The organism is Plantactinospora sp. KBS50 (assembly GCF_002285795.1).
In the GTDB taxonomy this organism is placed as follows: Bacteria; Actinomycetota; Actinomycetes; order Mycobacteriales; family Micromonosporaceae; genus KBS50.
The window spans coordinates 250,218-274,890 of sequence record NZ_CP022961.1 but is presented as its reverse complement, the minus strand read 5'-3'; the positions used below and the strand labels follow the sequence as shown (position 1 = coordinate 274,890).

At 74.2% G+C, this 24,673-nt stretch carries 24 protein-coding genes and 2 pseudogenes; 18 read left to right on the top strand and 8 right to left on the bottom strand.

The annotated features are described in order from the left end of the window. Positions 1-49: 49 nt before the first annotated feature. Positions 50-2,317, bottom strand: coding sequence for an MMPL family transporter (locus CIK06_RS01270; protein ID WP_232533945.1), 2,268 nt, complete (start codon positions 2,315-2,317; stop codon positions 50-52). A 205-nt stretch (positions 2,318-2,522) separates the two neighbouring features. Next, a complete protein-coding gene (locus tag CIK06_RS01265; RefSeq protein WP_157756558.1) occupies positions 2,523-3,806 on the bottom strand; it encodes an MFS transporter in 1,284 nt (427 codons plus the stop codon). Positions 3,807-3,867: 61 nt separating this feature from the next. On the opposite strand from CIK06_RS01265, the gene CIK06_RS01260 reads away from it, so the two are divergent. Next, the gene (locus CIK06_RS01260) at positions 3,868-4,437 is read left to right on the top strand and encodes a CGNR zinc finger domain-containing protein (RefSeq protein ID WP_095567474.1); all 570 of its coding nucleotides are present in this window, start codon (positions 3,868-3,870) and stop codon (positions 4,435-4,437) included. Here CIK06_RS01260 and CIK06_RS01255 read toward each other — a convergent pair. Together CIK06_RS01255 and CIK06_RS01250 are read right to left on the bottom strand one after the other, a co-directional pair. Next, the gene (locus CIK06_RS01255; protein WP_369916066.1) at positions 4,404-5,609 is read right to left on the bottom strand and encodes an MFS transporter; all 1,206 of its coding nucleotides are present in this window, start codon (positions 5,607-5,609) and stop codon (positions 4,404-4,406) included. The genes CIK06_RS01260 and CIK06_RS01255 overlap by 34 nt on opposite strands. A 99-nt stretch (positions 5,610-5,708) precedes the next feature. After that, on the bottom strand, positions 5,709-6,530 hold the full coding sequence (locus CIK06_RS01250; RefSeq protein WP_095563260.1) for an A24 family peptidase: 822 nt from the start codon (positions 6,528-6,530) through the stop codon (positions 5,709-5,711). Positions 6,531-7,202: 672 nt separating this feature from the next. Here CIK06_RS01250 and CIK06_RS01245 point away from each other — a divergent pair. The 10 genes and pseudogenes from CIK06_RS01245 (at position 7,203) to CIK06_RS01200 (ending at position 14,774) form a co-directional block, all read left to right on the top strand. Then, complete coding sequence (locus tag CIK06_RS01245; RefSeq protein WP_095563259.1) at positions 7,203-7,769, top strand: hypothetical protein; 567 nt, start codon at positions 7,203-7,205, stop codon at positions 7,767-7,769. A gap of 53 nt (positions 7,770-7,822) precedes the next feature. Further along, the gene (locus CIK06_RS01240) at positions 7,823-8,815 is read left to right on the top strand and encodes a hypothetical protein (RefSeq protein ID WP_232533944.1); all 993 of its coding nucleotides are present in this window, start codon (positions 7,823-7,825) and stop codon (positions 8,813-8,815) included. Continuing rightward, positions 8,812-9,468 (top strand): SAF domain-containing protein, encoded by a 657-nt coding sequence (locus tag CIK06_RS01235; RefSeq protein ID WP_095563258.1) that lies wholly within the window; start codon positions 8,812-8,814, stop codon positions 9,466-9,468. The genes CIK06_RS01240 and CIK06_RS01235 overlap by 4 nt, the downstream gene beginning before the upstream one ends. A gap of 3 nt (positions 9,469-9,471) precedes the next feature. Beyond that, entirely contained in the window at positions 9,472-10,272 is an 801-nt protein-coding gene (locus CIK06_RS01230) for a hypothetical protein (protein ID WP_095563257.1), read from the top strand. Continuing rightward, positions 10,262-11,802, top strand: a pseudogene (locus CIK06_RS01225) (CpaF family protein). The gene CIK06_RS01230 and the pseudogene CIK06_RS01225 overlap by 11 nt, the downstream one beginning before the upstream one ends. Continuing rightward, complete coding sequence (locus tag CIK06_RS01220; protein ID WP_369916064.1) at positions 11,760-12,704, top strand: type II secretion system F family protein; 945 nt, start codon at positions 11,760-11,762, stop codon at positions 12,702-12,704. Before CIK06_RS01225 ends, CIK06_RS01220 begins: the two are co-directional and overlap by 43 nt. After that, on the top strand, positions 12,704-13,567 hold the full coding sequence (locus CIK06_RS01215; protein WP_095567471.1) for a type II secretion system F family protein: 864 nt from the start codon (positions 12,704-12,706) through the stop codon (positions 13,565-13,567). Before CIK06_RS01220 ends, CIK06_RS01215 begins: the two co-directional genes overlap by 1 nt. Positions 13,568-13,591: 24 nt before the next feature. Continuing rightward, positions 13,592-13,801: a hypothetical protein gene (locus tag CIK06_RS01210; protein ID WP_095563256.1), complete on the top strand. Its 210-nt coding sequence runs from the start codon at positions 13,592-13,594 to the stop codon at positions 13,799-13,801. Beyond that, complete coding sequence (locus CIK06_RS01205) at positions 13,801-14,226, top strand: TadE family protein (RefSeq protein WP_095563255.1); 426 nt, start codon at positions 13,801-13,803, stop codon at positions 14,224-14,226. Before CIK06_RS01210 ends, CIK06_RS01205 begins: the two co-directional genes overlap by 1 nt. Positions 14,227-14,228: 2 nt before the next feature. Next, positions 14,229-14,774 (top strand): TadE/TadG family type IV pilus assembly protein, encoded by a 546-nt coding sequence (locus tag CIK06_RS01200; protein WP_095563254.1) that lies wholly within the window; start codon positions 14,229-14,231, stop codon positions 14,772-14,774. A gap of 125 nt (positions 14,775-14,899) precedes the next feature. Here CIK06_RS01200 and CIK06_RS01195 read toward each other — a convergent pair whose 3' ends face one another. Beyond that, a complete protein-coding gene (locus CIK06_RS01195) occupies positions 14,900-15,346 on the bottom strand; it encodes an HIT family protein (RefSeq protein ID WP_095563253.1) in 447 nt (148 codons plus the stop codon). Between the two features lie 44 nt (positions 15,347-15,390). Here CIK06_RS01195 and CIK06_RS01190 point away from each other — a divergent pair, with 44 nt between their 5' ends. The 3 genes and pseudogenes from CIK06_RS01190 to CIK06_RS01180 all read left to right on the top strand — a co-directional run bounded on the left by CIK06_RS01190 (position 15,391) and on the right by CIK06_RS01180 (position 18,181). Then, entirely contained in the window at positions 15,391-15,834 is a 444-nt protein-coding gene (locus tag CIK06_RS01190; RefSeq protein WP_095563252.1) for a hypothetical protein, read from the top strand. A gap of 15 nt (positions 15,835-15,849) precedes the next feature. Next, a pseudogene (locus CIK06_RS29035) lies at positions 15,850-17,060 on the top strand (LysM peptidoglycan-binding domain-containing protein). A 206-nt stretch (positions 17,061-17,266) separates the two neighbouring features. Then, complete coding sequence (locus CIK06_RS01180) at positions 17,267-18,181, top strand: DNA-processing protein DprA (protein WP_095567470.1); 915 nt, start codon at positions 17,267-17,269, stop codon at positions 18,179-18,181. A gap of 287 nt (positions 18,182-18,468) precedes the next feature. Here CIK06_RS01180 and CIK06_RS01175 read toward each other — a convergent pair whose 3' ends face one another. Continuing rightward, on the bottom strand, positions 18,469-19,209 hold the full coding sequence (locus tag CIK06_RS01175) for a Rieske 2Fe-2S domain-containing protein (RefSeq protein ID WP_369916063.1): 741 nt from the start codon (positions 19,207-19,209) through the stop codon (positions 18,469-18,471). Between the two features lie 212 nt (positions 19,210-19,421). Here CIK06_RS01175 and CIK06_RS01170 point away from each other — a divergent pair, with 212 nt between their 5' ends. Continuing rightward, complete coding sequence (locus tag CIK06_RS01170; RefSeq protein ID WP_157756557.1) at positions 19,422-20,474, top strand: NAD-dependent epimerase/dehydratase family protein; 1,053 nt, start codon at positions 19,422-19,424, stop codon at positions 20,472-20,474. Between the two features lie 64 nt (positions 20,475-20,538). Here CIK06_RS01170 and CIK06_RS01165 read toward each other — a convergent pair whose 3' ends face one another. Beyond that, positions 20,539-20,994 (bottom strand): Lrp/AsnC family transcriptional regulator, encoded by a 456-nt coding sequence (locus CIK06_RS01165; RefSeq protein WP_095563250.1) that lies wholly within the window; start codon positions 20,992-20,994, stop codon positions 20,539-20,541. Between the two features lie 93 nt (positions 20,995-21,087). Between CIK06_RS01165 and CIK06_RS01160 the strand changes: the two genes are divergently transcribed. Genes CIK06_RS01160 through CIK06_RS01150 form a run of 3 tightly spaced genes read left to right on the top strand, consistent with a single transcriptional unit; the run spans position 21,088 to position 23,157 of the window. After that, positions 21,088-21,942 (top strand): LLM class flavin-dependent oxidoreductase, encoded by an 855-nt coding sequence (locus CIK06_RS01160; RefSeq protein WP_095563249.1) that lies wholly within the window; start codon positions 21,088-21,090, stop codon positions 21,940-21,942. Further along, positions 21,942-22,367: a nucleoside deaminase gene (locus CIK06_RS01155; RefSeq protein ID WP_095563248.1), complete on the top strand. Its 426-nt coding sequence runs from the start codon at positions 21,942-21,944 to the stop codon at positions 22,365-22,367. The genes CIK06_RS01160 and CIK06_RS01155 overlap by 1 nt, the downstream gene beginning before the upstream one ends. Before the next feature lie 19 nt (positions 22,368-22,386). Next, positions 22,387-23,157: a crotonase/enoyl-CoA hydratase family protein gene (locus CIK06_RS01150; RefSeq protein ID WP_095563247.1), complete on the top strand. Its 771-nt coding sequence runs from the start codon at positions 22,387-22,389 to the stop codon at positions 23,155-23,157. Between the two features lie 15 nt (positions 23,158-23,172). Here the strand turns inward: CIK06_RS01150 and CIK06_RS01145 are convergent, their stop codons facing one another. Then, a complete protein-coding gene (locus CIK06_RS01145; protein ID WP_232533941.1) occupies positions 23,173-24,534 on the bottom strand; it encodes an NAD(P)/FAD-dependent oxidoreductase in 1,362 nt (453 codons plus the stop codon). Positions 24,535-24,673 lie beyond the last annotated feature (139 nt).

Below are 24,673 nucleotides of genomic sequence, written 5' to 3'. Positions count from 1 at the left end.
AGCCTTCCCCGCGACGAGGTGAGAGGTCAAGGGGTGGCACGGCCGCGGGTCAGCTGGCCCGGCCGGCCAGCTCCGGTTCGTCGTCGGGGCTGTCGATCCCGCCGGCACCGCCGATCCCGGCGGCACCGCCGATCCCGCGGGCACCGCCGACCGGACCGGCGTCGACCTCGCCGGCGGCCCCGGTGCCGTCGCCGTCGTCGGTCCCGTCGGCGTCCTCGATGTCGTCGCTCTCCTGGAGTCCGGCGCGCTGCTGGAGCCGGCGCAGCGGACCCGGCGCCCACCAGATCGCGTCGCCGACCAGCCGCATGGTCGCGGGAACCAGCAGCATCCGGACCACGGTGGCGTCGAGGATCAGCGCGATGATCATGCCGACCCCGATGAACCGCATCATCGCCACGCTGGCGAAGGCGAAGGCGCCGGTCACCACGACCAGCAGCAGGGCCGCGGCGCTGATCACCCGGCCGGTCCGGGACAGCCCGGTGGCGACCGCGTCCCGGGTCGAGGCGCCCCTTGCCCGCGCCTCGACCATGCGGGACAGCAGGAACACCTCGTAGTCGGTGGACAGCCCGAAGACGACGGCCGCCATCAGCACGATGATCCCGACCTCCAGCGGCGCCGGGGTCACCCCCAGCAGGCCGGCCCCGTGCCCCTCCTGGAACAGCCAGACCAGTACACCGAACGTCGCCGACAGGCTCAGTGCGCTCATCAGCACGGCCTTGATCGGCAGCAGGATCGAGCCGAAGGCCAGGAACATCAGCAGGAACGTCGCGCCCACCAGCAGCAGCGCCATCCACGGCAGTTGCCGGGCGGTGGCGTCCAGGCTGTCGGCGTTGCGGGCGGTGGTGCCGCCCACCAGGACCTCGGTCCCGTCCGGCGGGTCGAGCGCCCGGATGCCCTCGACCGTCGCCCGGGCGGCGTCGGTGAGCGGGTCGGTGCCGGTCAGCGTGGCGCTGAGCACCGCGACATCACCCGCCGCGCCGGCCGGGGTGACCGACCGTACGCCGGCGACCGTGCCCACCTCGTCCGCGAACGCCTGCACCTCGGCCTCGGTGGGCGCGGCCCCGGCGTCGCCGCGGAGCACCACCTGTACCCCGTTGCCGCTCATCGCCGGGAACTCGTCCTTGACCGTCTCGATCGCCTGCCGCGCCGAGTCGCCGGCCGGCAGCACCCGCTCGTCGACCTCGCCGAACCGGACCTGGCCGATGGGCGCGGCGAGCAGCAGCAGCCCGGCCAGGATGGGCAGCACCACGAGCACCGGGCGGCGCATGGTGAGCCGGGCCAGCCGGACCCAGCCACCGCCGGCCGGCGTGGCGGGCGCGGGCGCGGCGGCGGGGCGCCGCCGCCGGAGCGAGAGCTTGTCGATGCGCGGGCCGAGGATGCCCAGCAGCGCGGGGAGCAGCGTGAGCGAGATGAACGCGGCCAGCGCGACCGCGGCCATCCCGCCGTAGGACAGGGACCGGAGGAAGCCCTGCGGGAACAGCAGCAGCCCGCCGAGGGCGATGATCAGGAGGGTGGCCGAGAAGACCACCGTACGGCCGGCCGTGGCCACGGTGTTCCGCACGGCCGCGCGGGTGGGCCGTCCGGCTGCCAGTTCCTCGCGGAACCGGCCCACCATGAACAACCCGTAGTCGATGGCCATGCCCAGGCCGAGCAGGCTGGCGACGTTCACGGCGAACGAGTTGACGTCGGTGTTCAGCGCGGTCAGGTGCAGCACGCCCAGCGAACCGAGGACGGCCAGGCCGCCGACCAGCACCGGCAGCGCGGCGGCCACCAGCGACCCGAAGATGATCACCAGAAGGATCAGGACGACGGGCAGGGAGATCGCCTCGGCTCGGGCCAGGTCGACCTTCGAGCGCTGCGAGGTGGAGTCGTGCAGCGCGGCGCCGCCGCCGATCTGGGACTCGACACCGGGTACGGCGAGGCTGTCCTTGATCTCGTGGAACGCGCTGAGCTTGTCGCCGCTGCTGTCGCTGGCGAGGGTGAGCACGGCCAGGCCGCTGTGCCGGTCCGCCGTGGCCAGCTCGGGTGCCTCGCCCGACCAGTACGACGCGACCTGGGTGACCTTGTCCGTCGGCAGGGAGTCCAGGACGGCGGTCACCTCCCGGGCGACCGCCGGGTCGTCGACCGTGCCCGACTCGGGGGTGTAGACCACGATGACGTCGCCGCCCTGCGGGCCGAGCGCCGCGGCGACGGCCTCGGCCGCCCGGCTGGACTCGCTGCCCGGATCCTCGTAGCCGCCCTCGGAGAGATGGCCGAAGACGCCGAGGCCCCAACTGCCGGCACCCACCACCGCGGCGGCGACCAGCGCGAGGACCATCCAACGGAACCGGTAGGCAAGTGAGCCCCACGAAGCGAACACGGCCATCCCTGGGTCGTGGTGGGTGTTCACCAGTCCGACAGTCGCCCTCGATCTTTCCAGACACTGTGTGTCAACTGTCATGGAGTGACTGATTGAACGATACTCACCAACCGTAGGGGCGGAGCCACTTTCCGACCACTCGGGACAGCGCCGGGTGAGATACCTAACAGGGCGCCGAGGCGGTCGGAACCGGTGCGCCATCGACCGGTGCCAGCACGGCGTCCTCGGGCCGGATCACCGACCGGATCCGGCGGGCCAGCATGGGCAGCGCGGAGAGCGCCATTCCCGCCGCCCCGACCGCGACGGCCGCCCGGCTGCCCATCGCATGCCCGAGGAGGCCGCCGAGCGCGCCACCCAGCGGCAGCGTGCCGAAGGTGCAGAGCCGGTAACCGGCGTTGGTCCGGGTGAGCATCCCGTGCGGGGCCACCACCTGCCGCAGGGTCACCGACAGCACGTTCGCCGCGCCCAGGCCGGCGCCGGCGAGCAGTTGCACGGCGGCGATCCCGGCGGCCAGCGCCACGCCCGGGCCGGGCAGCGCCGCGATGGCGAGCGGCATCCCGCAGGACAGGCAGAGCGCCGCGGCGAAGGCCCGCCCGTACCCGAGCCGGACGGACAGCCGCGGCGCGAGCATGGTGCCCAGGAACGCGCCGGCACCGCCGGCGCTGAGCGCCAACCCGTACAGGCCGGGGGCGAGGTTCCGCACGGTCACCGCGTACACGATGAGGTTGACCACGAAGACCTGGGCGGCGCCGTTGTAGGTGGCCGCGTGCACGGTGAGCGCCCGCAGCACCGGGTTGCCGGCGAGCTGCCGCAGCCCGGCCAGGATGCCCGCGCCCGCCGCGGGTGCCGGCGGGGCCAGTTCGGCGCGCCGGGCACCGGCGACGCCCAGCGCGGAGAGCAGGTAGCTGACCGCGTCCACCACCAGCGCGCCGACCGGCCCGACGAGCTGTACCAGGCCACCGGCGAGGCCGGGACCGGCCACCTGGGCGGCGGTGGTCGAGCCCTGGGTGGCCCGGTTCGCCGCGGTCAGATCCGGCCTGTCGACCAGCGACACCACGTACGCGAAGCCGCCGATGTCGAACACCACGGTGGCCGCCCCGATCAGCAGGGCGAGTCCGACCAGGAGCGGCAGGTTCAGCAGTCCGGACAGGTGGCAGAGCGGGATGGCGACCATGGCGGCGGCCCGGAGCAGATCCGCGGCGACCATGATCCGGCGCCGGCGGCGGGCTTCCAGCCAGCGCCCGACCAGCAGCGTCAGGACGACGTTGGGCAGGTAGCTCGCGGTCGCCACGGCGGCCACGCCGGACGCGCCGGCGCCCAGGGTGAGCGCCGCGACCAGCGGCAGCGCCACCGCGCTGACCTGGCTGCCCAACACGGATGCGGTGTGCCCGGCCCAGAACCGGCGGAAGTCGGCATGGCGGCGCAGGATCGACGACTCCGTTACCACTAAGCCCCCTATAAAGGTAACGAGTTACCGGATGCTAGCCCTGGCCGGTAACGTGGTCAACATGCGGCAGCCGGGGGATCGGGCGCCGGCACCTCGGGAACTCGCGCTGGTGCAGGACCTGATCAACACGAACGACATCGAGGGCCGGCGGGACCTGCTGGCCGACCTCGACGGCCTGCGGGCGTTCTGCGTCGAGCACGGGCTTCCGGAGCCGGTGGCCAGCACGGACGAGGAACTGGCCACCGTGCGGCGCTTCCGGGAACTGCTCCGGGACGCCTGCCAGGCCCACGCCGGCACGCCACTGCCGGCCGGGAGCGAACGGGAACTCGCCGAACTCACGGCCCGCGGCCCGCTCTGCCTCCGGATCGGTTCCGACGGTTCGGCGTACGCGACGCCGACCGTGCCCGGGGCGGTGCCGGCCGCCCTGATCGGCCGGGTCTGCGCGGACGTGCTGGCCGCCCAGGCCGCCGGCACCTGGCCCCGGCTCAAGGCCTGCGCGGCGCACGGCTGCCGGTGGGCCTACTACGACCACAGCCCGGCCGGTCGCGGTCGCTGGTGCACGATGAGCATCTGCGGCAGCCGGGCCAAGATGCGCTCCTACCGGGCCGGCCGGGCGCCCGACCCGCGCTGAGCCGCCCTGGCCAGCAGCCAGCACGCCACCACCGCGTACGGGACGGCCAGCACCGCGAAGGCGCCGCCGTGTCCGGCCACGGTGGCCAGCCCGGCGTACCCGGCGTAGCCGGCGAGGGTGGCCAGGTCGGTGACCATCCCGGCCACCGAGGTGACCGTGGCCCGGGCCGGCTCGCTCACCCGCTCCTGCAACCTGGCCCCGGCCACCACCTCCAGGACCTGCAGGATGCCGAACGCCACGGCGACCAGCACGATGCCCGCCGGCCGCCGGCTGAGCGCCCCCGCGGCCAGCACCGCGGCGGCCAGCGCCAGCAGGGCGGCCAACGGCCGCGGACCCGACCGGGCGGCCGGACCCGCGCAGAGCCCGCCGAGCGCCACCGCGGCCCAGACCACCAGCAACAGCAGCGGCACCGTCGCGGCGGCGACGCCGGTCTCGACGACGAGCAGCGGGGTGTACTCGTCCAGCACGCCCCAGCCGGCGGTGACCAGCACCACGAAGACCAGCGCCGAGCGCACCGCGCGCTGCCGGCCCGCCGCACCGAGCCCGGTGCGCAGCGTCGCCCGCCAGCCCGGTCCGGCCGCGTCCGCCTCGACCCCCGACCCGGCCCCGTCGACCCCCGACCCGGCCGCCGCGTCCCCGGGCGCCGCCGGTCCGGCGACGGCGGGACCGTCCGGGGCCGGCGCGGCGCCGCGGTGTTCCGGGAAGGTGGCCGCCGCGGCGGCGGTGAGCAGGCACGCGGCCACGCTCGCCGCGCCGACCGCGGGATATCCACCCCGGTCGAGCACCGGCGCGGCGAGCGCCATCGACGACACCACCCCGACGGTCCCGAACGCCCTGGCCCGTCCGAGGATCCGGGCGTACCGCCCGGCGGCGCCGGCCCGGTCGAGTTCGGTGTAGACCAGCGCCTCCAGCGCGCCGGAGGTCAGCGCGCCCTTGACGCCCCAGAGCAGGAAGCCGAGGGCGAACGCCCAGAACGAGGGGGCGGCCACCCACAGCGTGAAGCCGAGTCCGGACAGCAGCGGACCGGTCCAGAGCAGCCGGCGACGGGATCCGGCATCGGCCAGCACCCCGGACGGCACCTCGAACAGCAGGCTGCTGCCCGACCAGATGGCGAACAGCGCGGAGATCTGCCCGACGGACAGGCCGCTGTCGCGGAACAGCAGCGCGTACACCGGGTACAGCAGGACGAAGTCGTCCAGGAACGCGTACCCGTAGAGGGTGGTGGCGATCCGCCGGTCCGGCCGGTACGCGCGGCCCCGGCGCGGGCCGGATCAATGTCGCCAGGTCATGACCGCGATGGTAACAACCGTGCCCAGCACCAGGAACGGACCGAAGGGCAGCTCGCTGGCCCAGCGCACCCGGCGGGTGAGCAGCAGCACCAGCGCGGTGCAGCCGGAGGCGACGACCGCGAGCAGCAGCCCGGTGAGCACCGCCGGCCAGCCGTACCAGCCGAGCAGGGCGGACGCGCCGAGCGCGAGTTTCGCGTCGCCCAGACCGAACCCGCGCCGGCCGAGCAGCAGCGTGGACGCGGCGAAGACGGCCGCCACCGCGAGGCCGGCGAGCACCGCCCGACCGGCGTCACCCAACGAGCCGGCCGAATTGGCGACGCCGGTCGCGCCGCCCGCCGCACCGGCCAGGCCGGGCACGCCGGTGGTACCGGCCAGGCCGGCCGCCGCGAGCAGCAGCCAGGTGCCGGCCGCCGCCGGCAGGGTCAGCCGGTCCGGCAGCCGGTGCACGGCGAGGTCCACGAACACCAGCGGCACGGCCCAGGCCGCCCACCAGGCGAACGCCACCGCCGGCAGGACCGGCCCGGCGCCGGCTCCGGCGCCGAGGAACGCCAGCAGCAGCGCCGCGACGAAGGCCAGCTCGACCGACCAGGGCGGCGCGCCGACCCGGGCGCCGCAGCCGGCGCACCGGGCGCCGGGCAGGAACGGTCGCAGGCCGCCGGCCAGGGACAGCTCCGCGCCGCAACCCTCGCAACCGGTACGCGGGGCCGCGCCGGGGCGTACCGAATGGGTGGCGACGGCACGGCGCTGCGCGGGGGTGACGGCCAGCCAGCCCAGGGCGCCGAGCCGGTACGACGGGCCGGTCATCGATTACGTTCCGTGATTGGCATGAGCGACCGGCGATGGCGTGAATCCCTCGTTCCTTCGCGCTCCACCCGGTAGCCGCGCCCGTTCACCGCTCGCCGGGCGTCCGGCCGGGTCCCGCCGACGGGTCCACCGACCGCATTGACCCGCATTTTGGGGACGACCGGAGTGGTATTCGGCCGCATCATCATCCGAATACCACGGGATGTAATATTCCATTGCGACTGACACTTATTGAGCGACAACAAATCGCTGCCTCCATCAATCCGCGAGCTTTACTACACTCAGTGATACCGCAAATTGCCTCTGTCGCATTCGCGGTCGTCAGCCTATGCTCCCCCCTTGGACAACGTGCAACCGCCGGATCCCCGCGGGGTCGCGGTTGGCCTGAGAGCTTGAAACGGATCGCACAAGCTGCGTGAGGAGGCGGCGATCGGGACTACGGACCAGCAATGGTCCGGCGGGACAATTCGCGTTCATCGAATGGTCACACCACCGACACCGGGTCGGAACAGGGAGCCCCGGGCCTGGTTCACCATTCCCTGACGACGAGAGAGGCGCCCATTTCTCCGACCCGGTAATGGGAATTGTTCCGCGGCACGGCCGCCGCGGGAATTCCCCGGAAGTGGGGGGAAGCGGCAAACGGGACAGGCGCGAGAACGAGGAGGGTATTCGGTGGGGGCAGCACAGTGGAGCCGGCTCACGGCGATCGTCGCCGCCGCCGTGCTCGCCGCTGGCGTGGCCGCCTGCGGGTCGTCCGACGGCCCGGCGGCGATGACCGACACAGCGGGCCGGGTGGCCAGCCCGGCGGCCGAGGACCAGCGAACCACCGACGCCAAGCGGGCCGCTCTCACGGCCTACGCCGGCTACCTGTCCGCGTCCCGGCGGGCCGAGCAGCAGGGCGACCCGTTCGCCCCCGACCTGCGCCGGTACCTCGCCGACCCGCTGCTCACCCAGGTCCGCGTGACGGTCCGGCAGGTCCGCGAGCACGGGGCCACCAGGACCGGCACCCTGCACTCCGACCCCGAGGTCACCACCGTGAGCCTGGACACCAATCCCGCCACCGTGCTCATCCAGGACTGCCTGGACGCCACCGGCTACCGGCTGGTCTACCGCCGCAACTCGGCGCCGGTGCCCGGCTCCACCGGCGGGCGCTACCTGGTCACCGCCACCGCCACCCGCTATCCCGACGGCCGCTGGCTGATCAACACCGGCGCCTCGTACCGGGACCAGCCGTGCTGACCGCGACCGGCGGACCGGCCGGCGGACCGGACACCGGCCGAAGCCGCGTACCGATGGCCGGCCGCAGCCGCCGGCGGACCGCCGGCCGGGGGCCGACCCGCCTCGCCGCCGCCCGGCTGGCGGCCGCCGGTGCCGCCCTGGCGCTCGCCCTGGTGGGCGCCGGCGCGGCGCTGACCGGCGCCAGCGCGGCCGTCCGGGACGCCGGCGGGGCGTGCCCGCCCGCGCAGACCGACTGCCACGTCTGGGACGACGACCCGGGTAGCCCGGGCAACCCCGGCAACCCGGGCGGCGGCGGTGACTCCGGCGGCCCGGGCGGCAGCGGCGGTCGCACCTGCACCCGCAACGGCGACCTCGTGCCCTGCTACGACGCGATCCTCGGTTGGTTCAACCAGTCCGACGGCTGCTACTACAGGCTGGCCGAGCCGACGCCGCCGGACCTGCCGGACGGCCAGCAGGCGTACTTCCGGTCCTGCGCGACCGACGGCGCGGGCGGCACCAACATCGTGTACCTGGACGAGCCGCCGCCCGGCTTCGGCGCACCGCCGAACCCCGGCGACATCGCGGCCGAGATCCTCGCCAGCATGACCCTGGCGATCCCCGAGGCGCACCTGGCGCCCGGTCCCGGCAAGCCGGGGCTGGTGGGGTTGCCCGTCTGGCTCTGGACCGGCGGGCCGGCCGGGCAGAACGAGGAGGCCGTCTGGGGTCCGCAGGCCCGCAGCCGCACCGACCGCGGCCTGAGCGTGACGCTCACCGCCGCCGTCGAGTACGCGCAGTGGCGGATGGGCAACGGTGCCGCCATCACCTGCCGGGCCGGCGAGGGGAAGCCCAACAAGGGCCAGGGTGAACGGCACACCACCCAGACCGGCAGGTCCTCCTGCGGCTACGACGGCTACCCGACCGCCGGCCGGTACGGCGTCTCGGTCACCACCCACTGGAAGGTGACCTGGACCGCCACCAACGGGCAGCGCGGGGAGATCCCCAACGTCGTCAGGACGAGCCAGACCGTGCAAGTGACCATCAACGAACTCCAGGTGGTGACCCGATGACCATGGCGACCACCGTCAACGGCACCGGAGGGGTGAACGCGCCGATCGCCGCGCCGAGGATCGTGCGGCAACGCCGGATGCGCCCCGGACTGCTCGGCCTCGCGGTCCTGCTGATCGCGCTCGGCGGGCTCGGCGCGGCCTTCGCGGTGACCTCCGTCCGGGCCACCGGGACCTACCTGGCGGTTGCCCGGGACGTGCCCGCCGGCAGCCAGCTCGGTCCCGACGACCTCGCCCCGGTGCAGCTCGCCGGCGGGCAGGGGCTGGCCCCGGTCCCCGCCAACCAACTCGACAAGGTGGTCGGCAAGCGGGCGGCGGTCCGGCTCACCGCCGGCACGCTGCTCACGCTGACCCAGGTCACCGACAAGCCGCTGCTCGGCCCCGGGCAGCAGCAGGTCGCGATCAGCCTCAAGCGGGACGCCGTACCGGCCCGAACCCTGCACCCCGGCGACAAGGTGCTGCTGGTCAGCACCCCGGCCCGGGACGCCGACGCGAGCGGCGGCGGCACCCGGTTCGACGCCACCGTGATCGACTCGGCCGAGACCGACCAGACCACCCGGGTGCTCTACCTGGCGCTGACCGTCCGGGACGTTCCCGCGGTGGTCGCGTTGCAGGCGCAGAACCGGCTGGCCGTCGTCCTCGTCGGATCGGCCTGAGGCATGGCGATCATCGCGCTGGTCTCGGCCAAGGGCTCACCGGGCGTCACCACCACGGCGCTGGCCTGCGCCCTGTCCTGGAACCGCCGGGTGGTGCTGGCCGAGTGCGACCCGGCCGGCGGGTCCATCATGGCCGGCTACCTGGGCGGCGCGCTGGAGGGTCCGCGCGGCATCGGCGAGCTGGCCGTTGGTGAACTGCGCGACGGCAACCTCGACGAGGCGTTCTGGTCCCAACTGGTCGACCTGGACGCGCCCCGCCGGGAACGGCTGCTGCTGCCCGGCGTCGTCGACCCCGCCCAGGCCGGCAGCGTCACCCCGCTGTGGCAGCGGTTCGCCGACGTCTTCGCCTCCCTCGACCGCGGCCGGCCCGCGTACGACGTGCTGGTCGACTGCGGCCGGCTGGCCGTGCCGGGTCCGCCGTGGCCGCTGCTGCGGGCCGCCGCCGTGGTCCTGGTGGTGACCGGCGCCGAGCTGCCCGAGCTGTCCAGCACCAAATCCGTGGTACGCGCCATCCAGCGGGACTTCGCCGAACACCGGGTGCCCCCCGGCTCGCTCCGGCTGGTCCTCGTCGGCTCGGGCAACGGGCGCGCCGAGATCAGCCGGGCGCTGGCCCTGCCGATCATCGGGCAGGTGCCGGCGGACCCGCGTACCGCCCGGGTGCTCTGCCACGGCGGCACGGTGCGCGGCCGGCGGCCGTTGATGCGTGCGGCCGGCGCCCTGGAGGTCCCGATCCGGGCTCTGCTGGAGCGCCGGCAGGCGCGACTGAGCTGGCCCACGGAGGCGGAGGCACCGCATGCGGTTTGAGCCGGTCTCGCACGACCCGCGGGGTGCCACCTCGACCGTCCCGCCGGTGCCGCTCAACGGCCGGCACCACCAGCCGGTGCCGGCCCCGATGCCGGGGCCGGTGCTGCCGGTCGCCCCGCCGCCGCAGCCCGCCGGCCCGCCCCGGCCGAGGGTGGACTTCGCGGTCGTCCGGGAGCTGCGCCGGGAGCTGAGCGAACGGCTGACGCTCTGGCAGCGCGGCCGGGAGTTCACCATCGCGGAGGAGGACGCCGAGCGGAGCCGGCTGGCCGCCGCCGTGGTCTCCGAGTACGCCGACGCCACCCGGCGGGCCGGCACGCCGATGCCGGCCGGCGAGGAGCGGGCGCTGCTGGACCAGGTGACCGCCGAACTCGTCGGCCTCGGCCGGCTGCAGAGCCTGCTGGTCGACGACTCGATCGAGGAGGTGCACATCCTCGGCTGCGACACCGTGCGGATCACCCGGCACGGCGGCGGGGTGGACTGGGGCGAGCCGATCGCCGACAGCGACGAGGAACTGGTGGAGATCCTCCAGGCCGCGGCCCGGCGGGCCGGTGCCACCGAACGGTCGCTGTCCACCTCGAAACCCACGCTCGACCTCCAACTGCCCGACGGGAGCCGGCTGGCCGCGGTCTACCAGGTCAGCCAGCGGCCGTACGCGGTGCTGCGCAAGCACAACACCCTTGAGGTGTCCCTTGAGGACGTGGCCGGCGGCCGGGGCGACCTGGACGAGATGATCGACCCGCTGCTGCGGGACTTCCTGCGCGCCTCGATGCGGGCCGGGCTGAACATCATGGTGGCCGGGCTCGCCGGAGCCGGGAAGACCACGATCATCCGGGCACTGATGGACGAGATCCCGGCCGACGAGCCGTACGTGCTGCTGGAGGAGAGCCGGGAGCTGTTGCCGGCCCGGCGGCGCCGCAAGCACCGCTCGGTGCTGAGCTTCGAGGCCCGCGAGGGGCACGGTGAGCGGGGCCGGACGGCCGGCCCGCGGGCGAGGTCAGCATCGCCGACCTGATCCCGCTCTCGCTCCGGATGGGCGTACTGCGGATCATCGTGGGCGAGGTCCGGTCCCGGGAGATCGTCCCGATGTTGCAGGCCATGACGACCAGCCGCGGTTCGATGTGCACCATCCACGCGCGTACCCCCGGCGGGGTGAGCGACCGGATCATCGAGCTGGCCCTCTCGCACGGCAAGGAGATGACCGTCGAGCAGGCCCGCCGGATGGCCAGCAACGCCCTCGACCTCATCGTCTACGTCACCGTCGAGGACGAGACCGCCATCGGCGGCCGCAAGCACCGGTTCGTCTCGCACGTCGAGGAGGTGATCGGCGCCGGCGACGGCGCCCGGATCACCACCACCTCGGTGTTCGGCCCCGGCCCGGACGGCCGGGCCGTGCCGCGACACCTGCCCGAACGGGTACGCGACCAGCTTCTCCGGGTCGGCTACGACGTCCGGCTGCTGGCCCGGTACATCGAGGCCGGCGTCGGCGCGTGGCGCCGCCCCCGCAACTCCCGGCTGGGGCGGCGCGGATGAACGCGCCCTCCTCGCTGGAGCTGATCGCGATGCTGTCCGGCGCCGCCTGCGTCGCGGGCGCCGTGCTGGCCGTCGTGGCCCTGGTCGGCACCCGCCGGCCGCCCCGGCCGGCCGGCCCGGCCGGGCCGCTGCGCCGGATCTGGCAGGGCGGCAGCCCGCACCCGGCGGACCGGCGCCGGCACCAGACGCTGCTGATCGTGGCGGTCGCGCTCGGCGCGCTGGCCTTCCTGCTCACCGGCCTCCCGGTGGTGGGGCTGCTGGTCGCCGTGGCGGTGCCGGGGGTGCCCTGGCTGTTCACCGTCGGCAAGGCCGAACGCCGGGCCATCGCCCGGATCGAGGCCGTCGGCGAATGGACCCGCCGGATCAAGGACGTCTCGGCCACCGGCCAGGGCCTCCAGCAGGCCATCGTCGGGACCGTACCCACCGCGCCGGACCAGATCGCCGGGGAGGTCCGGCTGCTGGCCACCCGGCTACAGGCGGGCTGGTCGGGACGGGCCGCGCTGCTCGCATTCGCCGACGACATCGCCGACCCGGTCTGCGACCAGGTGGTCGCCGCGCTCGTGCTGCACCTCACCGATCGCGGCGAACGGCTCGGCGACGTACTCGGATCCATCGCCACCGGCGCGGCGGCCGAGGTCGCCACCCGGCGCGAGGTGGAGGCGAAGCGCACCCAGCCGCGGTTCGCGGTCCGGTTCCTCACCGCGATGACCCTGGCCGTGCTGGCGTACGGCCTGATCAACCCGGACTACATGGCGCCGTACCGGGAACCGGTCGGCCAGCTCGTGATGGTGATGCTCGCGGGCGCCTTCATCGGCCTGCTGGCCTGGGTGCGCTCGATGAGCCAGCCGGCACCGCCGGCCCGGTTCCTCAGCGGCCCCGACCCAGAGGAGGTGCTGACGTGATCCTCAACTGGCAGCTCACCCTCGCCGTGGGCGGCGGCGGCACCGCCGGGCTGGGTGTCTTCGTGCTGGTCCGGGAGTACATGCCGGCCGTGCCGGCCCTCGGCCCGGCGCTGCGCCGGCTGCACCAGCCGGGCGCGGGGGCACCCGCCGGCCGGCCCAGCCGGACCGAGTGGCTCACCGGCGCGTCCCGCTGGCTGCGGCCGCCCGCCCGGGACCTCGCGCTGCTGGACCGCACCCCCGAGCAGTACACGCTGTCGGTGCTGCTCTCCGCGCTGGCCGGGCTGGTGCTGCCCGGCCTGGCCGGCACCGCCATGTCGGCGCTGGGCTTCACCCCGCCGCTGGTGGTGCCGGTGGCCGCCGGTCTCGGCCTGGCCGTGCTGTTCGCCGCCATCGCCCACTACGACGTGATCGCCAAGGCCGACCGGGCTCGCCGCGAGTTCCGCCGGGCCGTCTGCACCTACCTCGATCTCGTCGCGTTGCAGCTCTCCGCGGCACACGGACCGGTGCAGGCGCTGGAACGCGCCGCGGCCGTCTGCGACGGCTGGGTGTACGAGCGGATCCGGGAGGCGCTGCGGATCGCCCAGTTGCAGATGCACTCGCCCTGGGAGGAGCTGCGCGAACTGGCCGACCGGATCGCCGTGCCCGAGCTGAGCGACGTGGGGGCGATCATGCAGTCCTCCGGCGCCGAGGGCGCGCAGGTGCACGAGACGCTGCGCCAGCGCGCCGACTCGCTGCGCGACCAGATCCGCACCGACAACCTGGCCCGCGCCGAGGCCGTGACGGCCCGGCTGGACGTGCCCGGCGCGCTGCTGGTCTTCGTCCTCATGGGATTCGTCCTCTATCCGTTCGTCAGCCGCATCTGACGACGCACGCAGAAAGGTGCTGCCATGCCCCTCGTCCATTACCTGTACGCCGCCATCCAGAACCGGTTCGCCGAGCTGCGGGCCGACTCCGACCGGGGCGACAGCCCGGTACCGACCGCCATCATCATCGCCGGGCTGGCCGTGATGGCGCTGGCCATCCTCACCGCCGCCGCCGCGGCCATCAACGGCTGGAACGCGCTGATCCCGGGCGCCGACCAGAACCCCGCCACCTGATGAGTCGTCGCCGACCGCTGCCGGCCCGCCGGTGCGGGCTGCGCAGCGGCCGGGACGCGGATCGCGGCGCGACCCCCGTCGAGCTGGCGATCCTGCTGCCGATGATCCTCTTCCTGCTGATCATGTCGATCCAGGCGGCGGCGTACTTCCTGGCCCGCACGGTGGCCTTCACCGCCGCGCAGGAGGCCGTGGAGAACACCCGGACCCTCGGCGGCGGGTCCGCCGCCCACGGTGAGCGGGTGGCGCTCGACTACGTCGCCGACGCGCCGGGGTGGCTGACCGATTCCCGTGCCGAGGTCACCAAGTCCGGCACCGAGGTGACGGCCCAGGTGAGCGGGCGGGTGCTGCGCCTGCTGCCGGGCATCGACATCCGGGTCGAACAGACCGCTCGCGGGCCCGTCGAGCGAGTGACCACCGGAGGCTGAACATGTCGGGTGACCGAACCGTGCGCCGCGCCCAGCGCGGATCCGTCTCGGTCGAGGTGGCCATCCTGGCCCCGGTGTTCATCCTGCTGCTCGGGCTGGCCGTGGTGGCCGGGCGGGCGGCGGTGGCCCGCAGCGTGGTGGATTCCGCGGCACACGACGCCGCCCGTGCCGCCTCGATCGCCCGTACCCGGGAGCAGGCCGTGGCGGACGGCAAGGCCGGGGTCGAGCAGGTGCTGGCCGGCCAGGGCATCAACTGCTCCTCGGCGGCCTCGGTACGACTCACCGGCCGGCTCCCCACCGGGGAGAGCGTTTCGCTGGACTACGCCTTCGACCCCTGGCGGGTCGGCGAGCTGGTCTTCGTGGTCGCCACCGTGCGCTGCGTGGTGTCGCTGGACGACCTGTGGATGCCGGGCACGCCCGGCACCATCACCATCGAACGCAGCTTCGTCTCCCCCATGGACCGGTACCGGGGAAGAACTCTCGGACTGGGCCTCGTCGGTCCGGTGAGCCCCGCCGGGGGCGGCGGTCCGGACGGGGGTGGCGTCTGATGACGGCCAGACCGGACCGGCTCGGTTCCGCAGCGCTCGGTTCCACAGCGCTCGGTTCCGCAGCGCTCGGTTCCGCAGCGGACCGCGCGCAGCGCCGTGGCAGGCGTACCGATGGATCTCCGACCCTATTGCGGGCCGAGCCGGGCGCGCAGTGCCGCGGCGATCTCGTCCTGCCGCACCTCGTCGAGGCGTTCGCCCTCGGCGGCGTTCAGGTAGCCGAAGACCGCCGGACCACGGCGATCGGCGGGAAGGTCGGGCATCCGTGGCACCACGTGGAAGTGCACGTGGGCGAAGCCCTCCTTCTCGGCGAGCTGCATGAGGTAGGTCTTCGAGCATCCGGTCACGGCATGCAGAGCACGGGAGAGCCGGACCTGCCAGGTGCCGAGACTGGCCGCTTCGGCGTCGGTCAGTTCGGCGATCTCGGTGACGTGCCGGCGCGGGAGCAGCACCAGCCAGCCCGGCAGGGCCGAGTCGAACGCGTGGGCGACACGCCAGTGGTCGTCGGCGGCGACCAGCTCGCGTGCCGGCAGCGCGTCGATCCGACGATTGTTGCCACAGGTGTAGCACTCCATTGCCGGACAGTACGGCCCGTCTCCGTTCGTGCGGGGGGTGGCTGATGGCCGTACCGGTCGGATCCGCCCCGGTTCGGCGCGCCGCGGCCGACGACGCCGGGCGGGTGAGCATCTTCCTGGCGATCGCCCTGCTCGGGGTGTTCATGGTGATCGGGCTGTCGGTGGACGGCGCCGGGGAACTCTTCGCGCTGCACCGTGCCCGCAGCGTGGCCGCCGAGGCGGCGCGCACCGGGGGCCAGGCCATCGACGAGGGTTCGGCGATCAACGGCGACCCGAAGGTGCTGGACCCGCGGCGGGCTCGGGCCGACGCGGCCGCGTACATCGCGGCGGCCGGCGCCCGGGGCTGGGTGGACGAGCCGGCACCCGGCAGCCGGACCATCACCGCGCACGTCGAGGTCGAGTACCAGCCCGTCCTGCTCCGTTTCTTCGGCTGGCGCCCGCCGCCGACGACCGTGCAGGCCACCGCCCAACTTGAGGATGTGCCCTAGGAAGGGAAGGCAGCCATGGGTTCAACGGGTGCCCGCGCCGCACGGCGGACCGGACAGGTCCTCACCGGTCTCGGCGCGCTTGTCGTCCTCGCCGCCCTGCTCGGCGGCGCACCGGCGGCGCTGTACGCCCTGGCCGGTGATCCCCTGCCGGACCACCTGCCGACGCTCACCGAACTCGGCACCGCGCTGACCAGCCGGGACGACGGCCAGTTGTTCCTGCGGGCGCTGGCGTTGCTGGGCTGGGCCGGCTGGGCGACGTTCGCCCTGTCGGTGCTGGTCGAGCTGCCGGCCAGGCTGCTGCGCCGGCCCGCGCCCCGGCTGCCCGGGATGGGCCGGCAGCAGCGGGCCGCGGCCGCCCTGGTGGGCTCGGTCGCCCTCATCCTGGCCGGCAGCCCGGCCGCGGCGATGGCGGCGACGGTGGCGGGACCCGCCGCGTACGCCGCGGCGCCGGTCAGCACCGCGGCGTTCGCCAGCGGCGCGGGGCTGACCGGCGCGGGGCTGACCGGCACCGGGCCGAGCGGCACCGCGAAGCTGGGCGGCGGCACCGCGGCGCTCGGTCAGCCCGCGACGGTCAAACTCGGAACCACCCGGTCGGGACTGGCCGGCGCCCAGGTCGGAATGGGGCACGCCCCGCCGGCCGCGGCAGCCGCCGCCGGCCGGGCGGCCGTGGGCCGCACCGCCGATGCCGCGGTGCCGCCGGTGTACCGGGTGGCGCACGGCGACTACCTCGGTCGGGTCGCCGAACGCTACCTGGGCGACTTCCGGCGGTATCCGGAGATCAGCCGGCTCAACGACCTGCGCGACCCGAACCGGATCGCGCCGGGACAACTGCTCCGGCTGCCCGGGACGCGCTCGACCACGGCCAGCGCCCGCACGCCAGCGGCCGGCTGGTGGCATCCCCGGCCGGGCGGGGTCAGCCCGCCCCGCCGGCGCCGACGCGCCCCAGCGATCCCGCCGCGCCGCCCGCGGACACGTCGCCGGCCGTACCGCCCTCGGCCACCGCACCCGGTTCCGGGACGCCCGGTGGCGCGCCGGCACTCTCCGCCGGTGCCGCCCGAGCCGACCAGTTGAGCACGCTGAACCGGCCGCTCGCCGTCTCCGCCGTGCTGACGGTCGCTGCCCTGGTCGGCGCGCAGATCGGCGCCATGCTCGGCCTGCGCCGGCCGGCCGGGCACGGCGCCGCCTCCGCCGCCCCGCCGGGGCGGCACCGCCGGTTCCGGAACTGACCCGGCCGGCGCCGTGACGGTGGCGTGCGGGTGCACCGCCGGTCCTGCCGGTGCGGCCGGTACGCCAGGCGAGCCCGCCGGTCAGCCTTGATTCCGTCATAATTAGAACGTACGTTCCAATTATGACATCCGTCCGAGGATCCCGTCCCCAACACCGGCCAGGATGGCTGAGCCAGGAACGCAGCCCAGGGCCTACGATCGTGCCCATGGACACGGCGACGATCGAGCGTGCCTCCCTGGTCGCGCTACTTCGCCAACCTCGCGCGCGCTGGTCGGAGATCGCTCTCGACATCCAGGAGAACGGCAGCGCCAAGGCAGTCCTCGACCGTATGGTCGGCCACTCCGACACGCTCTTTCCGAACGGGGATCCAGCCACAGAGCTGATCAGCGCTGCCGCCGCCGAGATCACCGGCTGGCAAGCGGATGGAATCGGCGTCCACGCCTTCTTCGACAGCACCTACCCTGCCCAGTTGCTCGGCATCCGGGAGATGCCACCGCTCCTGCTCAGCCGAGGTGACTTACGGGTTCACGACCGGGCAGTAGCCGTCGTCGGCAGTCGCAAGGCGAGTGAGAACGGGCTGCGGATCGCTCGCGCCGTCGCCACCACCCTGGCGGGCCGCGGGGTGACCGTGGTCAGCGGGCTCGCCACCGGCATCGACACCGCCGCCCACTCGGCTGCGCTGGAGGCAGGTGGACGCACGGTCGCAGTCATCGGCACCGGGATCCGTCGCTACTACCCCTCGGCAAACCAGCGCCTACAGGACCACATTGCGGAGGTCGGGCTCGTGATCTCCCAGTTCTGGCCCGATGCCCCGCCGAGCAGGCAGAGCTTCCCCATGCGCAACGCCGTCATGAGTGGGTACTCAGTCGCGACGGTCATTGTCGAGGCGGGTGAGACCAGCGGAGCGCGGATCCAGGCCCGGCTCGCACTTCAGCACGGCCGTCCCGTCGTGCTCACAGGTCAGGTCATGCAGTGCGACTGGGCAAAGACGTTCGCCGAGAACCCGGGCGTCTACGTCGTTCACGGCACCACACAGCTGCTGGAAGCCCTCCAGGACATCCTCAGCTACCAGCCCACCGACGCCGGCCTGGAGAACTTCCCTGACTTCGCCCTCCGCTGACCAGCGCTGGGCCATCATCAGCCGACATGTCGAGGTCCAGCGCGGCTATCTGCGCAACCCGCTACCGGCATGCCCCTGGATCTGCCCGACGTGCCGGCCAAGCAGTTACTGAACTCGATTGCCAGCCCGGTCTTCGATACCACTCGCTGCGCGGCCGAGGACTGACCAAGAGCACTTGACCATCCCGTCCGCCGTCGGCCCGCTCCCCGGGGAGCGGGCCGACGCCCGGTCCGTCACGGGTCGAGCGAGGTCGCCGCGACGCCCCTCGCGGGGCTCAGGATCGCGGCTCAGGGCAGCCGGGCCTCCAGGACGCCGTCCAGCACGCGGGCCGGCAGCACCTGCTGGTCGCTGGCCGCCGGTCCGTGCACCACCTGGCCGTTGTCCAGCCGGAAGGTGCTGCCGTGCCACGGGCAGACGACGCAGACGTGCCCGTCCAGCTTGGTCACCTCGCCCTCGCTCAGCGGGCCGGCCAGGTGGGAGCAGCGGTCCAGCAGCACCGTGACGTCGGACCCGTCGCGGTAGACGACGAGATCCACGTCCTCCACGGTCCGCCGGACCAGGCTGCCCTCCGGGATCTGGTCGAGATCCGCCACCGGTCGCCAGTCCTCGGGCAGCCGGTGCATCTCGGTGACGCCGTGGTTGACCTGGGCGGCCTGCTTGTAGGCCAGGTGTCCGCCGAGGTAGGCGCCGCCGCTCACCGCGGCCAGCCCGAGAAATCCGAGGGTACGCCCGGCGCCGTGCCGGCCGGCCAGGCGGGCGGCCAGCGATCCGGCGTACAGGGTCACCCCGACCACGTTGGCGGCCGCGTGCACCAGGCCGACCCGGCGCTGCTCCGGGGCGAGCGCGGCCCAGTCGTTCAGCCCGGCCACGGCGGCCGGTACCGCGGTGACCGTGCCGACGCCGACCAGGGTGGTCGCGGCCCGCCGCTGCCCCGGCATCAGGTCCAGCACCCCGGCGCTCACCCAGGCACCGACCGGCACCTGCACCATCGCCGGGTGCAGCGGGTGGCCGAGCCAGACCCCGTGCAACGCGTCCCGGACGCCCCGCCCGGGAGCACCGCCCAGACCGCCCGCTGGACCCGTTCACCTATGCCGTCCAGCCCGGACGCCCGTTCCAGCCTTGTCAGCAGCTCACGCATTCGGAAGGCTTTCCCCGCCGTAGGCCCGGCAAACCGGACTCGGGCGAATCCGGGGCAGATTCCGGCCAGGCATGCGGGCCGATGTACCGGGTAGGCACGGCGATGCGCATCGCCATCACCGGGGCCACCGGCAACATCGGTACGGCCCTGCTCCGCCGGCTCGGCACCGCGGAACCGGACATCGAGGTGCTCGGCATCGCCCGGCGCCTCCCGGAGGCCGGGACGGCGCCGTACGACCGGGCGCGCTGGCAGTCGGTCGACCTGGGTGACCCGTCGGCGGTCGGCACGCTGACCGAGTCGTTCGCCGGGCTGGACGCGGTGGTCCACCTCGCCTGGCAGGTCCAGCCCAGCCACCGCCGGGCGCGGCTGCGCCGGACGAACCTCGCCGGTACCCGGCACCTGCTCCGGGCGGTCACCGAGGCCCAGGTGCCGAAACTCGTGTACGCCTCCTCGATCGCCGCCTACGCGCCCGGGCCGAAGGACAACCGGGTCGACGAGAACTGGCCGACGACCGGGGTGTCCGGCTCCGGCTTCAGCGCGGACAAGGCGGCCGTGGAGGCGATGCTCGACGGCCTCGAATGGGAGAACCCGGCGTTGCAGGTGATCCGGCTGCGCACCCCGCCGGTGCTCCAGTATCTCGCCGGGGCCGAACTCACCCGCTACTTCTTCGGCGGCCTGATCCCGGTCTCGCTGCTGCGCTCCGGCCGGCTGCCGCTGGTGCCGGCCAACCGGCACCTGCGCGGTCAGGTGGTGCACGCCGACGACGCGGCCGAGGCGTATCTGCGGGCGGTCCGCAGCGACCGGCGCGGCGCGTACAACATCGCGGCGGAGCCGGTGCTCGACGCCGCGCAGGTGGCCGACGAGGTCGGCGGCCGGGTGGTGCACGCGCCGCTGCCGGTGCTCCGGATGCTGGCCAAGCTGGCCTGGCGGGCCAAGCTGATCCCGACCGAGCCGGGCTGGCTGGATCTGACCGCCGCCGCCCCGCTGGTGGACTGCACCCGGGCGGAGCGCGAGCTTGGCTGGCGGCCCAGCCGCAACGGCCGGGAGACCATCCGCGAGCTGCTGCACGGCGTCGTCGAGGGCGCCGGTACCGCGAGTCCGGCGCTGCGGCCCAACTCCCGGTACGCGCGATCGTCCCGCGGCGCCGCGGCCTGAGTCGTCCGCGGCGGCGGGGCCTGAGTCGTCCGCGGCGCCGGGCCGGGGCGACCGTGCCGCCGGCTCAGTCGTGCTCGGGCGCCTGCGGGCCGCGGTAGGGCAGGGTCTGGCGGTAGACGACGTTCGTGGTGGTGCTGCCGAACTGGGCCAGTTCGTTGATGGTCCGTTCGAGCTGGGGCATGGTCGTCGCGACCACCTTGAGCAGGTAGCAGTCGTCGCCAGTGGTGCGCAGGCACTCCAGGATCTCCGGACGCTCGTCCAGCAGCCGGTGCAGCGGCTCGTGCCGACTGCCCGGATACTTCAGCCGGACCACGGCCAGCACTCCGTAGCCGACCGCCGCTAGGTCCACCTCGGCCCGGTAGCCGGCGATGACCCCTGTCGACTCCAGCCGCCGTACCCGCTCGGTGACGGCCGAGGCGCTGAGGTTGACCCGGCGGGCCAGCTCGGTCAGCGGCAGCCGCCCGTCCCGTTGCAGCTCCGCCAGGACCGACCAATCGATCGGATCAAGATTCACGGTCATCCGGCGAATTTACCGGGAGATCCGTGGCCGATCGAGGCCAAGACCAGTAGAAGTCCGTTCATCCCGCGTCCATCGGCCACTATCGTTGCACCGATGCGACTTGGCGTGAACGTCCCGAACTTCGGGCCCGGCACCGACCCCGACGTACTGCACCGCTGGGCGCTGGCCGTCGAGGGGCTGGGGTTCGACCTGCTGATGGTCTCGGATCACCTGGTGGTGACCCCCGACGTGGCCGAGCAGTACCCGGCGCCCTTCTACGAGCCGTTCACCACCCTCGCCTGGCTGGCCGGGGCCACCAGCCGGATCCGGCTCGGCACGACGGTGCTCGTCGCCCCGTACCGGCATCCCCTGCTGGTGGCCCGGATGGCGGCCAACCTGGACCGGCTCAGCGGTGGACGGCTGGTCCTCGGGGTGGGCGTCGGCTGGGCGCGGCAGGAGTTCGCCGCGCTCGGCGTGCCCTTCGAACGGCGCGGCGCGCTCACCGACGAACTGATCCGCACGCTGCGGCTGGCCTGGTCCGACCCGGCCGACTACCAGTCCGGGTCCGTGCCGATCTGGGTGGGCGGGAACAGCGACGCCGGGATCCGCCGGGCGGTACGGCTGGGCGACGGCTGGCATCCGCTGGGCTTCACGATGCCGTGGCTGCGTGCGGCACTCGTCCGGATGCGGGCGGTCGCCGAGGCCCAGCCGCGGCCGATGCCCGAGCTGAACCCGCGGATCAACCTGCGCCTGCGTCCGGGGCCGGTCACCCGGCCGGACCGGCTCGCCGGCGAGGGCAGCATCGAACAGGTCGGCGACGACCTCGACGAGTTGCGCCGGCTCGGCGCCCGGACCGTGCTGCTCGACCCGTTCAACGGCGATCCCGCCGAGACCACCCGGCCGGAGGCGGCCTGGCGGGACCTTGCCACGGTGCTCGACCACTGGAAGACGAGCTGTGAGGAGAACTGATGAACGCCCATGACGAACGCCACCTCCGTCGCGCCATCGAACTGGCGGGCGCCGCCCGGACGGGCGGAAACCCGCCGTTCGGCTCGCTGCTGGTCGGCCCGGACGGCGCCGTTCTCGCCGAGGACGGCAACAGCAGCATCAGCGACGACGACATCACCGCCCACCCGGAGCTGAAGCTGGCCCGGTGGGCGGCGCGGCACCTGGATCCGACGACCGCCGCCGGCACCACGATGTACACCAGTTGCCAGCCGTGTGGGATGTGCGCGGGCGCGATCGAGCGGTCCGGGTTGGGTCGTGTGGTCTACGCGCTCTCCGGCGACGAGATCAACGCGCTCAAGCCGGGCGGCGGCTTCCCGAGCGTGCCCACGGAGGGCCCGGCGCTGTTCGACGAGGCGCGGGTGCCGGTGGAGGGCTACTACCGCTGAGCTTCCGTAAACTCGGGCGATGACGGTACGGGTGCAGCGGTCCGGGCCGGTGACCACGGTGACCATCGACCGGCCCGAACGCCGGAACGCGGTCGACGGCCCCACCGCACGGGCGCTGGCCGACGCGTTCCGGGCGTTCGAGGCCGACGACGCGGCCGCCGTCGCGGTGCTGCACGGCGCCGGCGGCACGTTCTGCGCGGGCGCCGACCTGAAGGCCCTGGGTACGCCGAGCGGCAACCGGGTCGAGCCCACCGGTGACGGCCCGATGGGACCGACCCGGATGGCGCTCAGCAAGCCGGTGATCGCGGCGATCTGCGGGTACGCGGTGGCCGGTGGTCTGGAGCTGGCGCTCTGGTGCGACCTGCGGGTGGCCGAGCCGGACGCGGTGCTCGGGGTGTTCTGCCGGCGGTGGGGCGTACCGCTGATCGACGGCGGCACGGTCCGGCTGCCCCGGCTGATCGGCGAGAGCCGGGCCATGGACCTGATCCTCACCGGCCGACCGGTGCCGGCCGGCGAGGCGTACGAGATGGGGTTGGTGAACCGGCTGGCGCCACCGGGCGGGGCGCTGGCCGCGGCGCAGGAGCTGGCCGCGCAGCTGGCCGGCTTCCCGCAGACCTGCCTACGCAACGACCGGCTGTCGGTGATTGCCGCCTCGGGCCGGCCCGAGGCGGTGGCGCTGGCCGACGAGTACGGGTACGGGATGGCGTCGTTGGCCGCCGACGCCGCCGCCGGGGCGGCCCGGTTCGCCGGCGGTGCGGGCCGGCACGGTACCCCCGCCCCGCCGCCGTGACCGGCGGTCGCCCGGTCACCCCAGCCGGTGCAGGGCGTCCTCGATGGCGCGGTGGAAGGTCGGGTACGCGAAGATCATGTGCCGCAGCGTCCCGATCGGCACCTCGGCGTGCACCGCCACGCTCAGCCAGCCCAGCACCTCGCCGCCGCTGGGACCGGTCGAGGTGGCGCCGACCAGGACGTTCCGGTCGGCGTCGGCGACCAGCTTGATGAAGCCGGCGTTGCCCGGACCGTGGATCCAGCCCCGGCTGGACTCGCCGAGCGGGCTGACCGACACCTTGACGGTCAGACCCCGGTCCCGGGCCTGCCGCTCGGTCAGTCCCACCGCGCCGACCTCCGGGTCGGTAAAGGTGACCCGGGGCAGCGCGTGGTAGTCGGCGTCCGGCCCGCCCTGGCCCAGCACGTCCCGGACGGCGATGCCGGCCTGGTACATGGCCACGTGCGTGAACGCGCCCTGCCCCGTGACGTCGCCGACCGCCCAGATGCCCTCGCCGACCCGCATCCGCCCGTCCGGCACCAGGTACCGCTGCTGGGCGTCGAGGCCCACGCTGTCCAGGCCGAGGGCGCCCAGTGCGGCGTGCCGGCCGGTGGCCGCCAGCAGCCGCTCGCCGCGGACGGTCCGACCGCCGGTCAGGTGTACGGCGAACCCGTCCGCGTCGTGGCTGACCCGCTCGACTCCGGCGTTGGTGTCGATCTCGATGCCCTCGGCGCGCAGGGCGTCGGCGACGACCTCGCCGGCCTCCGGCTCCTCGATCGCCAGCACCCGCTCGTGCCGTTCCATGATCCGCACGTGGACCCCGAACCGGGCGAACACCTGGGCCAGTTCCAGCCCGATCGCACCGCCGCCGAGGACCAGCAGCGACGCCGGTAGCTCGGCGCACTCGATGATCTCGCGGTTCGTCCAGTACGGCGTTCCGGCGAGGCCGTCGATCGGCGGCACCGAGGGGGAGGTGCCGGTGCCGATCACGATGCCGCGCTCGGCGACGTACACGTCGTCGCCGACCCGGACCCGCCCCGGGCCGTCCAGCACTCCGCGACCGCGGACGAACCGGCCGCCCTTGTCGGTGAACCGGCGGACCGCGGCCTCGTCGTTCCAGTTGTCGGTGGCCTCCTCGCGGATCCGGGTGGCCACCGGCGCCCAGTCCGGCCACGTCTGTGCCCGCCCGGCGAGGAGGTCCACCCGGCGCGCCTCGGCCAGCGCGTTTGCCGCCCGGATCATCATCTTGCTCGGGATGCAGCCCCAGTACGGGCACTCCCCGCCGACCAGCCGGTCGTCGATGCCGACGACCGCCAGCCCGGCCGTGGCGAGCTTGCCGGCCACCTCCTCGCCGCCGACGCCCAGCCCGAGCACGACCACGTCAACCCGCGTCTCCGTCACCCGGCCAGCATGGCGCAGCCGATCGTCATCGGCCAGCGAGCCGGGGAAGCCGCGCCGCAGCGCCGCCGGGCCGCCAGGCCGCAGGGCCGCAGGGCCGCAGGGCCGCAAGGCCATGGACGGCGGGCCGCAGGGCCGCAAG

Coding starts and splice junctions, on each gene's coding strand:
- CIK06_RS01165 (WP_095563250.1), bottom strand. CDS start 20,994: ATGACCGTGAATCTTGATCCGATCGATTGGTCGGTCCTGGCGGAGCTG.
- CIK06_RS01170 (WP_157756557.1), top strand. CDS start 19,422: ATGCGCATCGCCATCACCGGGGCCACCGGCAACATCGGTACGGCCCTG.
- CIK06_RS01160 (WP_095563249.1), top strand. CDS start 21,088: ATGCGACTTGGCGTGAACGTCCCGAACTTCGGGCCCGGCACCGACCCC.
- CIK06_RS01150 (WP_095563247.1), top strand. CDS start 22,387: ATGACGGTACGGGTGCAGCGGTCCGGGCCGGTGACCACGGTGACCATC.
- CIK06_RS01235 (WP_095563258.1), top strand. CDS start 8,812: ATGACCATGGCGACCACCGTCAACGGCACCGGAGGGGTGAACGCGCCG.
- CIK06_RS01240 (WP_232533944.1), top strand. CDS start 7,823: ATGGCCGGCCGCAGCCGCCGGCGGACCGCCGGCCGGGGGCCGACCCGC.
- CIK06_RS01250 (WP_095563260.1), bottom strand. CDS start 6,530: ATGACCGGCCCGTCGTACCGGCTCGGCGCCCTGGGCTGGCTGGCCGTC.
- CIK06_RS01205 (WP_095563255.1), top strand. CDS start 13,801: ATGAGTCGTCGCCGACCGCTGCCGGCCCGCCGGTGCGGGCTGCGCAGC.
- CIK06_RS01180 (WP_095567470.1), top strand. CDS start 17,267: ATGGACACGGCGACGATCGAGCGTGCCTCCCTGGTCGCGCTACTTCGC.
- CIK06_RS01210 (WP_095563256.1), top strand. CDS start 13,592: ATGCCCCTCGTCCATTACCTGTACGCCGCCATCCAGAACCGGTTCGCC.
- CIK06_RS01200 (WP_095563254.1), top strand. CDS start 14,229: ATGTCGGGTGACCGAACCGTGCGCCGCGCCCAGCGCGGATCCGTCTCG.
- CIK06_RS01270 (WP_232533945.1), bottom strand. CDS start 2,317: ATGGTCCTCGCGCTGGTCGCCGCCGCGGTGGTGGGTGCCGGCAGTTGG.
- CIK06_RS01195 (WP_095563253.1), bottom strand. CDS start 15,346: ATGGAGTGCTACACCTGTGGCAACAATCGTCGGATCGACGCGCTGCCG.
- CIK06_RS01230 (WP_095563257.1), top strand. CDS start 9,472: ATGGCGATCATCGCGCTGGTCTCGGCCAAGGGCTCACCGGGCGTCACC.
- CIK06_RS01190 (WP_095563252.1), top strand. CDS start 15,391: ATGGCCGTACCGGTCGGATCCGCCCCGGTTCGGCGCGCCGCGGCCGAC.
- CIK06_RS01155 (WP_095563248.1), top strand. CDS start 21,942: ATGAACGCCCATGACGAACGCCACCTCCGTCGCGCCATCGAACTGGCG.
- CIK06_RS01260 (WP_095567474.1), top strand. CDS start 3,868: ATGCGGCAGCCGGGGGATCGGGCGCCGGCACCTCGGGAACTCGCGCTG.